Source organism: Phytopseudomonas argentinensis (assembly GCF_900113905.1).
GTDB classification, from domain to species: domain Bacteria; phylum Pseudomonadota; class Gammaproteobacteria; order Pseudomonadales; family Pseudomonadaceae; genus Aquipseudomonas; species Aquipseudomonas argentinensis.
Window position 1 is genome coordinate 1247865 of sequence record NZ_FORC01000002.1, and the last position, 12196, is coordinate 1260060.

At 64.1% G+C, this 12196-nt stretch carries 11 protein-coding genes; 9 read left to right on the plus strand and 2 right to left on the minus strand.

The window, feature by feature from the left end; translation table 11 throughout:
• Window positions 1–194 precede the first annotated feature (194 nt).
• From BM154_RS14250 to BM154_RS14290, 9 genes are all read left to right on the plus strand, one after another.
• A complete protein-coding gene (locus BM154_RS14250) occupies window positions 195–1151 on the plus strand; it encodes an AraC family transcriptional regulator (protein WP_083414584.1) in 957 nt (318 codons plus the stop codon).
• A gap of 158 nt (window positions 1152–1309) precedes the next feature.
• Window positions 1310–2161 carry a CoA transferase subunit A gene (locus tag BM154_RS14255; RefSeq protein WP_074885041.1) on the plus strand — a complete coding sequence of 284 codons (852 nt, stop codon included), beginning with the start codon at window positions 1310–1312 and terminating at the stop codon, window positions 2159–2161.
• Window positions 2161–2943, plus strand: coding sequence for a CoA-transferase subunit beta (locus BM154_RS14260; protein WP_074885046.1), 783 nt, complete (start codon window positions 2161–2163; stop codon window positions 2941–2943). Before BM154_RS14255 ends, BM154_RS14260 begins: the two co-directional genes overlap by 1 nt.
• Window positions 2940–4145 (plus strand): 3-oxoadipyl-CoA thiolase, encoded by a 1206-nt coding sequence (gene pcaF, locus BM154_RS14265; protein WP_074885049.1) that lies wholly within the window; start codon window positions 2940–2942, stop codon window positions 4143–4145. The genes BM154_RS14260 and pcaF overlap by 4 nt, the downstream gene beginning before the upstream one ends.
• Before the next feature lie 313 nt (window positions 4146–4458).
• A complete protein-coding gene (locus BM154_RS14270) occupies window positions 4459–5772 on the plus strand; it encodes an MFS family transporter (protein ID WP_139225461.1) in 1314 nt (437 codons plus the stop codon).
• 18 nt (window positions 5773–5790) lie between these two features.
• Window positions 5791–7155, plus strand: coding sequence for a 3-carboxy-cis,cis-muconate cycloisomerase (locus tag BM154_RS14275; RefSeq protein WP_074885054.1), 1365 nt, complete (start codon window positions 5791–5793; stop codon window positions 7153–7155).
• Between the two features lie 18 nt (window positions 7156–7173).
• The gene (gene pcaD / locus BM154_RS14280) at window positions 7174–7965 is read left to right on the plus strand and encodes a 3-oxoadipate enol-lactonase (protein WP_074885057.1); all 792 of its coding nucleotides are present in this window, start codon (window positions 7174–7176) and stop codon (window positions 7963–7965) included.
• Between the two features lie 57 nt (window positions 7966–8022).
• Window positions 8023–8421, plus strand: coding sequence for a 4-carboxymuconolactone decarboxylase (gene pcaC, locus BM154_RS14285; RefSeq protein ID WP_074885058.1), 399 nt, complete (start codon window positions 8023–8025; stop codon window positions 8419–8421).
• Between the two features lie 133 nt (window positions 8422–8554).
• A complete protein-coding gene (locus tag BM154_RS14290; RefSeq protein WP_074885061.1) occupies window positions 8555–10321 on the plus strand; it encodes an ABC transporter transmembrane domain-containing protein in 1767 nt (588 codons plus the stop codon).
• A gap of 136 nt (window positions 10322–10457) precedes the next feature.
• On the opposite strand, the gene folE is transcribed toward BM154_RS14290, so the two are convergent.
• Together folE and gap are read right to left on the minus strand one after the other, a co-directional pair.
• Complete coding sequence (gene folE / locus BM154_RS14295; protein WP_074885063.1) at window positions 10458–11021, minus strand: GTP cyclohydrolase I FolE; 564 nt, start codon at window positions 11019–11021, stop codon at window positions 10458–10460.
• 164 nt (window positions 11022–11185) lie between these two features.
• On the minus strand, window positions 11186–12187 hold the full coding sequence (gene gap, locus BM154_RS14300; protein ID WP_074885066.1) for a type I glyceraldehyde-3-phosphate dehydrogenase: 1002 nt from the start codon (window positions 12185–12187) through the stop codon (window positions 11186–11188).
• Window positions 12188–12196: the final 9 nt, after the last annotated feature.

Sequence of the window (12196 nt, forward strand, 5' to 3'; positions counted from 1 at the left end):
TCTGCCATCAGTGCAGGCCAGGGGCCGCGCGGCGCCTTGCATTGAGCGCCTGTTTTTCGCATGCCTGGGAGAGATGTAACCCTTTGTCACGCTGACGTATCGCGTTACCAGGGGAGGGTTAGAATCGCCGGACGATTAGCGGATTGCCGGCTAGCGGTGATTCAGCCTTATAAGAAAAACAACGAGGCCTGATGATGAGCAATGTCTTGCTGAGCGCGCGCAGCAGTGTGTTCGAGCGCGCCGATCCTTACGCGGTGTCCGAGTACGTCAATCAGCACGTCGGTGCTCACTGCATTCGCCTGCCCACCAGCGGTTTTCCCGAGGCGAGCCTCAATCACCGCAAGTTCGCCAGCCTCGATCTGTGCCGCATCAGCTACGGCGGCAGCGTGCGGGTCACCTCGCCGGCGCTGGAAACCATCTACCACCTGCAGGTATTGCTCAAGGGGCACTGCCGCTCGCAGTGCCGCGGCCAGGAACACTTCTATGTGCCGGGCGAGCTGCTGCTGATCAACCCGGACGACCCGGTGGACCTGACCTATTCGGCCGATTGCGAGAAATTCATCGTCAAGCTGCCGGTCAGCCTGTTCGAGAACACCTGCCTGGAAAACCGCTGGATGCTGCCGCAAAGCGGTATCCGTTTCAGCGCCGCACGTCACGACATGGGTGAGCTGGAAGGGTTTTCCAACCTGTTGATGCTTATCTGCCAGGAAGCCGAAGCCGCGTCCAGCATGCCTCAGGTGCAGGAGCACTACGTACGTATCATCGCCAGCAAGCTGCTGGGCCTGTTGGGCAACAACGTGCAGCGCGTGCAGCCGCAGTCCCAGGGCGGCTCCTTCGAGCAGGTCGTCGATTACATCGAGCAGCACCTGACCCAGGACATCGGCATCGAGCAGTTGGTAACGGTTGCCCGGGTCAGCGAACGGTCGCTGTATGCCCTGTTCGAGCGCCATGCCGGCATCAGCCCCAAGGATTACATCCGCCAGCGCAAGCTCGAACGCATCCATGCCCAGTTGCTCGACCCCGCCTGCAAGGTGCGCAGCGTTACCGAGATCGCCCTGGATCATGGCTTCCTGCACCTGGGCCGTTTCGCCGAAGCCTACCGCCGGCGCTTTGGCGAGCTGCCGTCGGAGACCTACAAGCGCAACCGCTGAGCCGGTGCGGGCGAGGAGAGTGATAAGCCCATAAGTCTTGTTCGATTATCGAACGGATAGTCGATTATCGGATTGTTAGCCGCCTACTGGATGAGTACCTTGTGACCATACGGCTAATCGCCGCCCACGGTATCCAGAGCAACAAGACGAGAACGACCATGGCTGAGATTCTCTCCCTGCGCGAAGCGGTCGAACGCTTCGTTCACGACGGCGACACCGTTGCCCTCGAAGGCTTCACCCACCTGATTCCGACCGCCGCGTCCCATGAGCTGATCCGCCAGAACAAGAAGGATCTGACCCTGGTGCGCATGACCCCCGATCTGGTCTACGACCTGCTGATCGGGGCCGGTTGCGCCAAGCGGCTGATCTTCTCCTGGGGCGGCAACCCGGGCGTCGGTTCGCTGCATCGCCTGCGTGACGCCGTCGAGAAGCACTGGCCGCACAAGCTGGAAATCAGCGAGCACAGCCACGCCGCCATGGCCAACGCCTATGTCGCCGGCGCCTCCAACCTGCCGTTCGCGGTGTTGCGTGGCTACCAGGGCTCGGATCTGGTCAAGGTCAACCCGGATATCAAGTTCATCGAATGCCCGTACACCGGCGAGAGCCTGGCCACCGTGCCAAGCGTGCGCCCGGACGTGACGGTGATCCACGCGCAGAAGGCCGACCGCAAGGGCAACGTGCTGATCCAGGGCATCCTTGGCGTGCAGAAGGAGGCCGCACTGGCGGCCAGGCGTTGCATCGTCACAGTCGAGGAAATCGTCGACGACCTGCAGGCGCCGATGAATGCCTGCGTGCTGCCGACCTGGGCCTTGACCGCGGTCTGCGTGGTGCCCGGCGGCGCCCATCCGTCCTATGCCCACGGCTACTACGAGCGCGACAACCGCTTCTACCAGGCCTGGGACCCGATTGCCCGTGACCGTGAAACCTTCACCGCGTGGATCGACGAATACATCCGCGGCACCGAGGATTTTGCGCAGTACCAGGCGAAGGTTAACGGGGAGGCCAAATGATGAGCGACTTCAACACCAATGAAATGATGACCGTGGCCGCCGCGCGCCGCCTCGGTAACGGCAGCGTGTGCTTCGTCGGCATCGGCCTGCCATCCAAGGCCGCCAACCTGGCGCGGCTGACCCATGCGCCGGAAGTGGTACTGATCTATGAGTCCGGCCCGATCGGCGCCAAGCCAAGCGTGCTGCCGCTGTCCATCGGTGACGGCGAGCTGGCCGAGACCGCGGACACCGTGGTGCCGACTGGCGAGATCTTCCGCTACTGGCTGCAGGGCGGGCGCATCGATGTCGGCTTCCTCGGCGCCGCCCAGGTCGACAAGTTCGGCAACATCAACACCACCGTGATCGGCGACTACCATGCGCCGAAAGTGCGCCTGCCAGGCGCTGGCGGCGCACCGGAAATTGCCGGCAGCGCCAAGAAAGTGCTGATCATCCTCAAGCAGGGCCATCGCACCTTCGTCGACAAACTGGCGTTCATCACCTCGGTCGGCCATGGTGAAGGCGGTGATCATCGCAAGCGCCTGGGCCTGCCAGGCGAAGGCCCGGTGGCGATCATCACCGACCTGTGCATCATGGAGCCGGAAGCCGGCAGCAACGAGTTCATCGTCACCTCGATGCACCCAGGCGTGACCCGCGAGCAGGTGATCGAGAACACCGGCTGGCAGATCCGCTTTGCCGATAACGTGAGCACCACCGAGGCGCCGAAAGCCGAGGAACTGGCTGCCCTGCGTGACCTCGAAGCGCGTACCGCCGCTGCCCATGGGCAGAAGGGCGGTGACGAATGAGCCGCGAAGTATTTATCTGCGACGCTATTCGTACGCCGATTGGCCGTCTCAATGGCGCGCTCTCCGCAGTGCGCGCCGACGACCTGGCGGCGATCCCGCTCAGGGCGTTGGTCGAGCGGAATCCGCAGGTCGACTGGTCAGCGGTCGACGAAGTGTTTATGGGCTGCGCCAACCAGTCCGGCGAAGACAACCGCAACGTCGCCCGTATGGCGCTGCTGCTCGCCGGCCTGCCGGAAACGGTGCCGGGCGTGACCCTCAATCGCCTCTGTGCCTCGGGTATGGAAGCGGTCGGCGCCGCCTTCCGCGCCATCGCCTCGGGCGAAATGGAGCTGGCCATTGCCGCTGGCGTCGAGTCGATGACCCGCGCGCCCTATGTGATGGGCAAGGCCGATAGCGCCTTTGGCCGCGGCCAGAAACTGGAAGACACCACCCTGGGCTGGCGCTTCGTCAACCCGGCGATGAAGGAGCAGTATGGCGTCGACCCGATGCCGGTCACCGGTGACAACGTCGCCGAGGACTACGGCGTCAGCCGCGCCGACCAGGACGCCTTCGGCCTGCGTAGCCAGCAGCGCGCTGCTGCGGCCCAGCAGAGCGGTTACTACGCCGAGGAGATCGTCCCGGTGGTGATCAGGACCAGGAAAGGCGAAGTGATCGTCGACACCGACGAGCACCCGCGCGCCGACACCACCGCCGAAGGCCTGGCCAAGCTCAAGCCGGTCAACGGCCCGGACAAGACCGTGACCGCCGGCAACGCTTCGGGCCTCAACGATGGCGCCTCGGCGATGATCCTGGCCTCCGCCGCAGCCGTGAAGCAATACGGCCTTAAGCCACGCGCCAGGGTGCTGGGCATGGCCAGCGGTGGCGTGGCGCCGCGCATCATGGGCGTCGGCCCGCTGCCGGCGGTACGCAAGCTGCTGGCGCGCCTGAACCTGAGCATCGAGCAGTTCGACGTGATCGAGCTGAACGAAGCCTTCGCTGCCCAGGGCCTGGCCGTCACCCGCGACCTCGGTCTGCCGGACGACAGCCCCAAGGTCAACCCGAACGGCGGCGCCATCGCCCTCGGCCACCCGCTGGGCATGAGCGGCAACCGCCTGGTGCTGACCGCGGTGCACCATCTGGAAAAGACCGGCGGCAAGCTCGGCCTGGCGACCATGTGCGTTGGCGTGGGGCAGGGGCTGGCATTGGCTATCGAGCGGGTTTAGGGCCTGGTTGCTAGCTGGCAGGAGCGGCCGATGAATATGTGGCTTTTGTAGGAGGGGCTTCAGCCCCGAGCTCTTTGTTTGCCTTGATAAAAAGCTCGCGGCTAAAGCGGATCGCCGCCCGGCCCCTCCTACCAGATCGCTAAGTGTCCGCTTCTGCTCTCTAACAACCGCTCAACGTCTCGTTTGTCCTTGCCAGGACAAGGTCCACGACACCCTGTTCTGGCGAGGATGGGCGACTGAAAATGACGAATCATTTGGTTACATGTGGGGTCCGAGTAGGGACGGTTCCGTTTCCTACCAGTGAGTATCCATGATGAGTACTGAAGCCAGCGCGGCGTACCAAGCCCCCAACTACAGCCCCGAAGAGCGCCGCAAGCGGATCTTCGCTATCGTCGGCGCCTCCTCGGGCAACCTGGTCGAGTGGTTCGATTTCTACGTGTATGCCTTCTGCGCGATCTACTTCGCGCCGGCTTTCTTCCCCTCCGATGACCCTACCGTGCAGCTGCTCAATACCGCTGGCGTATTCGCCGCCGGCTTTCTGATGCGGCCAATTGGCGGCTGGGTGTTTGGCCGCGTGGCGGACAGATACGGCCGCAAGGTCTCGATGATGATCTCGGTGCTGATGATGTGCCTCGGCTCGCTGGCCATCGCCTGCATGCCGACCTACAGCAGCATCGGCACCCTGGCGCCGGCCTTGCTGTTGCTGGCGCGCTTGTTCCAGGGTCTCTCGGTAGGCGGCGAATACGGCACCACCGCCACCTACATGAGCGAGGTGGCGCTCAAGGGCCAGCGTGGCTTCTTCGCCTCTTTCCAGTACGTCACCTTGATTGGCGGGCAACTGCTCGCGGTGCTGGTGGTGGTGATTCTGCAGCAGACGCTGAGCGAGGATGAACTGCGGGCCTGGGGCTGGCGTATTCCGTTCGTGATCGGCGCCATGGCGGCCGTGGTGGCGTTCTACCTGCGTCGCTCGCTGGACGAAACCGCCAAGCAGGATCAGATCGGCAACAAGGAATCGGGCAGCATCGGTTACCTGTTCAAACACCACAAAGCCGCGTTCTTCACCGTGCTGGGCTACACCGCCGGCGGCTCGCTGATCTTCTATACCTTCACCACCTATATGCAGAAGTACCTGGTCAACTCGGCCGGCATGAGCGCCAAGACCGCCAGCGGCATCATGACCGGTGCGCTGTTCCTGTTCATGATCATGCAACCGCTGTTCGGCGCGTTGTCCGACCGCATCGGCCGGCGCACCTCGATGCTCTGGTTCGGCGCCCTCGGCGCTATCTTCACCTGGCCGATCCTGGCCTTGCTGCACACCGTGCAAAGCCCGGTGGTGGCCTTCTTGCTGATCATCGCGGCGCTGGCCATCGTCAGCCTGTACACCTCGATCAGCGGCCTGGTGAAGGCCGAGATGTTCCCGCCGGAAGTCCGCGCCCTCGGCGTCGGTCTGGCCTACGCGGTGGCCAACGCGCTGTTCGGCGGTTCGGCGGAATACGTCGCCCTGGGGCTGAAATCCATCGGTATGGAACAGACCTTCTACTGGTACGTATCAGGCATGATGGTGCTGGCCTTTCTGGTCAGCCTGCGCCTGCCGCGGCAGGCCAGTTACCTGCACCACGATCATTGACCACGGAGTGTTCGCTGTATGAGTTCAAGGCCCGCTAGCCAGCTGTTCGATGCCTACTTCACCAGTGCGCCGATGCGCCAGGTGTTCAGCGACCAGGGGCGCGTGCAGGGCATGCTCGACTTCGAGGCGGGGCTGGCGCGGGCCGAGGCCGCGGCCGGGGTAATTCCCCGTGCGCTGGTGGCCGATATCGAGGCCGCCTGCCGGGCTGAACTCTACGACTTCGATGCCCTGGCTATCGCCATCGGCAGCGCTGGCAACTCGGCAATTCCGCTGGTCAAGGCGCTGGGCAAGCGCATCGCGGCGAGCAATGCCGAGGCCGAGCGCTACGTGCATATGGGCGCCACCAGCCAGGACGCCATGGACAGCGGCCTGGTGCTGCAATTGCGCGCGGCCATCGACCTGCTGGAGCGCGACCTCGATACCTTGAGCCGGCAGTTGGCCGCCCAGGCCCAGCGTCATGCCGCCACGCCGATGGCCGGGCGCACCTGGCTGCAGCACGCTACGCCGGTCACCCTGGGCATGAAGGTCGCCGGCTGGCTGGGCGCCATCGACCGCCATCGCCAGCGCCTCGACGAAATCAAGCCGCGCCTGCTGTGCCTGCAATTTGGCGGCGCATCCGGCAGCCTGGCGGCATTGGGCGACAAGGCCTGGTCGGTGGCGGGCGCCCTGGCGGCCGAGCTGGATCTGCAACTGCCGGAGCAACCCTGGCACACCCAGCGTGATCGCCTGGTCGAGTTCGCCAGCCTGCTCGGCCTGATCGCCGGCAGCCTGGGCAAAATGGGTCGTGATATCAGCCTGCTGATGCAAACCGAAGCCGGTGAACTGTTCGAACCCTCGGCGCCGGGCAAGGGCGGTTCCTCGACCATGCCGCACAAGCGCAACCCGGTGGGCGCGGCGGTATTGATCGGCGCCGCCACCCGCGCGCCGGGGCTGGTCGCCACCATGTTCTCCGCCATGCCCCAGGAACACGAGCGCAGCCTCGGCCTGTGGCACGCCGAGTGGGAGACGCTGCCCGAGCTGTGCTGCCTGGTATCCGGTGCCCTGCAGCAGGCTCTGATCATGGTGCCCGACCTGGAAGTGGATGCCGAGCGCATTGCCGCCAACCTCGAGTTGACCCGCGGCCTGGTGCTCGCCGAGGCGGTGAGCATCGCCCTGGCGCAGCGCATTGGCCGCGACGCCGCCCATCATCTGGTCGAGCAATGCTGCAAGCAGGCGGTGAAGGAAGGCGCCCATCTGCGCGACGTGCTGGGCGCTAATGCCGAGGTCTCCGCGCAACTCTCTGCCGAAGAGCTGGATCGTTTGCTCGATCCCGCCCATTACCTGGGCCAGGCGCAGCGCTGGGTCGAGCGCGCGGTGGCGCAGAGCCGTGAACTGAATTCATAGATTATCTAGGAGACTGTTATGCCTGTCGTATCCCTCGCTGATGGCGACCTGAACTACCTGCTCGAAGGCCCGGCCGCCGCGCCAGTGCTGGTGCTTTCCAACTCTCTGGGCACCAACCTGCACATGTGGGATGCGCAGATCCCGGCGTTCACCGAACATTTCCGGGTGCTGCGTTACGACACCCGCGGCCATGGCCAGTCGATGGTCACGCCCGGCTTCTACAGCATCGAGCAGAGTGGCCGCGACGTGCTGGCGCTGCTCGATGCGCTGAATATCGACAAGGCACATTTCTGCGGCCTGTCCATGGGCGGGCTGATCGGCCAGTGGCTGGCGATCAACGCGCCTTCGCGCCTGGATCGTCTGGTGCTGTGCAACACCGGCGCCAAGATCGGCACCGACGAGGTGTGGAATACCCGCATCGACACCGTCCTCAAGGGCGGCGAGAAGGCCATGCGCGACCTGCGCGATGCGTCCATCGAACGCTGGTTCACCGCGCCGTTCGCCAAGGAGCGGCCAGAAAAGGTCGAGCCCATCGTCACCATGCTGGCGCAGACCTCGCCCCAGGGCTATGCCGGTAACTGCGCGGCGGTGCGCGATGCCGATTTCCGCGAGCAGATCTCCAGCATCACCGCACCGACGCTGATCGTCTGCGGCACTGGTGATGCGGTGACCACCCCCGAGCATGGCCGCTTTATGCAGGAACGTATTCCGGGCGCCGAGCTGGTCGAATTCGATGCCGCGCACCTGTCCAACGTGCAGGCCGGTGAGCTGTTCACCGGGCGGGTACTGAGCTTTCTGCAAACCAATTGAGCTGCAGTGCGTGGGCGTCGTCGCACGCCCGCGCCGTGAAGAGAAATGGAGCCACCGATGGACGAGAAACAACGCTATGACGCCGGCATGCAGGTACGCCGCGCCGTACTGGGCGATACCCATGTCGACCGCAGCCTGGAAAAACTGACGCCGTTCAACGAAGAATTCCAGGAAATGATCACCCGCCATGCCTGGGGCGATATATGGACGCGCCCGGGCCTGCCGCGCCATACCCGCAGCCTGATCACCATCGCCATGCTGATCGGCATGAACCGCGAAGGCGAGTTGAAGCTGCACCTCAAGGCCGCCAGGAACAACGGCGTGACCCGCGAGGAGATCAAGGAAGTGATCATGCAGAGCGCCATCTACTGCGGCATTCCCGCTGCCAACGCCACCTTCCACCTGGCCGAGGAGCTGTGGGACGAAGTAGGTGTCGAGTCGCTGAACAAGTCCTGAGAGCTCGCTGTTCCAGAAAGCCCCGCATCAGCGGGGCTTTTATTGTCCGGTGATTTTTTGCAGTGCTTGATGTTTGCCGTGGCGCACCCCATCTGATTGACAGGTTCTTCCTCCTCTTGCCTTCGAGTGCGCCATGCCATCGCTTTTATCCGTTCGCCAGCGCGAAGCCTTGCGCACCTCATGGGCCTTTATCGCTCCCTATCGCGGGCGTGTGGCCGGGGCGCTGCTGGCGCTGATGTTTACCGCCGCCATTACCTTGTCCATGGGGCAGGGCATCAAGCTGCTGGTCGACCAGGGCCTGGCTACCCAATCGCCGCAAGCGCTGCGCCATTCGATCCTGCTGTTCTTCGTGCTGGTACTGGCCCTGGCGGTCGGCACCTACACGCGCTTCTACCTGGTTTCCTGGCTCGGTGAGCGGGTGGTGGCGGATATCCGCAAGCGGGTGTTCGATCATCTGGTTGGGCTGCATCCCGGCTTCTATGCCCACAACCGCGCCTCGGAGATCCAGTCGCGGCTGACTGCCGACACCACCCTGCTGCAGTCGGTGATCGGCTCGTCGTTGTCGATGGCGCTGCGCAACCTGATCATGCTGGTTGGCGGCATGATCCTGCTGGTGGTCACCAATCCCAAGCTCAGCGCCATCGTGCTGGCCGCGTTGCCGCTGGTGGTGGCGCCGATCCTGCTGTTCGGCCGCCGCGTGCGCGAGCTGTCGCGGCAGAGCCAGGACCGCATCGCCGATGTCGGCAGCTACGTCAGCGAAGTGCTCGGGCAGATCAAGACGGTGCAGGCCTACAACCACCAGGCCGAGGATCGCCGGCGTTTCGGCTTGTCCGCCGAGGCGGCGTTCGACACGGCGCGCAAACGCGTCGCCCAGCGCGCCTGGCTGATCACCGTGGTAATCGTGCTGGTGCTCGGCGCCGTGGGCGTGATGCTCTGGGTTGGCGGCATGGACGTGATCGCCGGACGCATCAGCGGCGGTGAACTGGCAGCCTTCGTGTTCTACAGCCTGATCGTCGGCTCGTCGTTTGGCACTCTCAGCGAGGTGATCGGTGAACTGCAGCGTGCAGCCGGCGCTGCCGAGCGGATCAGCGAACTGCTCGCCGCCCGCAACGAGATCCACGCGCCGCTCGAGGGCGCCCTGGTCCCCGCGCAGCCCGTGCAGGGGCGGATCGAGGTGCAGGGGCTGTCCTTCGCCTATCCGAGCCGTCCGGAAAGCCCTGCCTTGCAGGGCATCGATCTGACTGTGGTACCTGGCGAAACCTTGGCCATCGTCGGCCCGTCCGGAGCAGGCAAGTCGACCCTGTTCGACCTGTTGCTGCGTTTCTATGACCCGCTGCAGGGACGCATCCTGATCGACGGCCTGCCGATCGAGCAACTCGATCCGCACGCCTTGCGCGAGAATTTCGCCCTGGTCTCCCAGCACCCGGCACTGTTCTTCGGCAGCGTGGAAGACAACATCCGCTATGGCCGGCTGGATGCCAGCAGCGCCGAAGTGGAGGCCGCTGCACGTGCAGCTCACGCTCACGAATTCATCGAGCGTTTGCCCCAGGGCTACCAGACTCACCTGGGCGACGCCGGGCTGGGCCTGTCGGGGGGGCAACGGCAGCGCCTGGCGATTGCCCGTGCCCTGCTGGTGGATGCGCCGATCCTGCTGCTCGACGAAGCCACCAGCGCTCTGGATGCCGAGAGCGAACACCTGATCCAGCAGGCGCTACCCGAGCTGATGCGCGGGCGCACCACCCTGGTGATCGCCCACCGCCTGGCCACGGTGAAGAGCGCCGACCGCATCGCAGTCTTCGACCAGGGGCAGTTGGTGGCACTGGGCAAACATGCGGAACTGGTCGCCAACAATCCGCTGTATGCGCGGCTGGCCGAGCTGCAGTTCGTGGAGAAGAGCTAAGAGTAGGGCGCCGGTATCGGCGTTGGCTGTGTGGTGGGTCGGTGAAGCGTGACCCACGATCAGATCCATATTTGTGGGAGCGGGCCATGCCCGCGAATCAGTCGCGCGCATGGCGCGCTCCCACAAGGTGCCGGCTTCAGCCGTTGACCAGGCTCAGGAACTCGCTACGGGTCGCGGCGTTTTCGCGGAATTCGCCGAGCATCACCGAGGTGACCATGGAGGAGTTCTGCTTCTCCACGCCGCGCATCATCATGCACATGTGCTTGGCTTCGATAACCACCGCCACACCCAGCGCACCGGTGACCTGCTGAACCGCTTCGGCGATCTGCCGGCTGAGGCTTTCCTGGATCTGCAGGCGGCGGGCGTACATGTCGACGATGCGCGCGACCTTGGACAGGCCCAGCACCTTGCCATTGGGAATGTAGGCGACATGGGCCTTGCCGATGAAAGGCAGCAGGTGGTGCTCGCACAGCGAGTACAGCTCGATATTCTTGACCACCACCATCTCGCTGGCGTCGGAGCTGAACAGCGCGCCGTTGGTGACTTCTTCCAGGGTCTTCTGGTAGCCATTACACAGGTACTGCATGGCCTTGGCGGCGCGCTTGGGCGTGTCGAGCAGGCCTTCGCGGGAAACGTCTTCGCCGAGCTGGCCGAGAATTTCGGTGTACTGCTGTTCGAGGGTGTTGCGGCTAGAGTCCATGCGGCTTCCAGTGATTTGCGGATATCGATTAGCGGCTGCCTGCGCCAGATGCTGGCGCGCTGGGCGCGACATCGGGTCGAAGCGGCCGGCAATTGTAATCCGCTCGCAGCGATTTACCGAGCCTTTATGCCACTCGGTGCATCGCTGCGTCTGTCAGCGCAGGCCTATTTGGCGGCGTGAGCGGCCAGGCAGGTATCGAGCATGCGGTTGGAGAAGCCCCATTCATTGTCGTACCAGGCCAGTACCTTGACCAGGCGACCATTCACCTTGGTGTGGTTGGCATCGAAGATCGACGACAGTGGATTGTGGTTGAAGTCGCACGACACCAGCGGCAGCGTGTTGTAGCCCAGCACCGGGGATTGCTCGGCAGCCGCCTTGAGCAGGGCGTTGATTTCATCGACGCTGGTATCGCGCTGTACCTGAATGGTCAGATCGACCAGCGATACGTTGATCACCGGCACGCGCACCGCCATGCCGGTCAGGCGTCCGGCCAGTTCCGGCAGCACCAGGCCGACCGCTTCGGCAGCACCGGTCTTGGTGGGGATCATCGACTGGGTGGCCGAGCGCGCGCGGAAGGGGTCGCTGTGGTAGACGTCGGAGAGGTTCTGGTCGTTGGTGTAGGCGTGGATGGTGGTCATCAACCCGCTTTCGATGCCCAGCTCGCGCTGCAGCACCTGGGCGACCGGCGCCAGGCAGTTGGTGGTGCAGGAGGCGTTGGAGATGATCTGTTGGTCAGCACGCAGGCTGCCTTCGTTGACGCCGTAGACGATGGTCGCATCGGCGCCTTTGGCCGGTGCCGAGATGATCACCTTGCGCGCGCCGGCGCTCAGGTGAGCCGCTGCCTTGTCACGTTCGGTAAACAGGCCGGTACATTCGAACACCACGTCGACGTTCAAATCCTTCCATGGCAGTTCGGCAGGATTACGGATCGCGCTGACCGCAATGCGGTCACCATTGATAAGCAGGTTCTGGCCGTCCACCTCGACGTCGGCGTCGAAAATGCCGTGTACGCTGTCGTACTTGAGCAGGTGGGCATTGATGGCGCTGTCGCCCAGGTCATTGATGGCGACGACCTGCAGTTTTTCGCGGTAGCTCTGGGTATAGAGTGCCCGGAGCACGTTACGGCCGATACGGCCGAAACCATTGATGGCAATTCGCAATGTCATGAGCGTCGA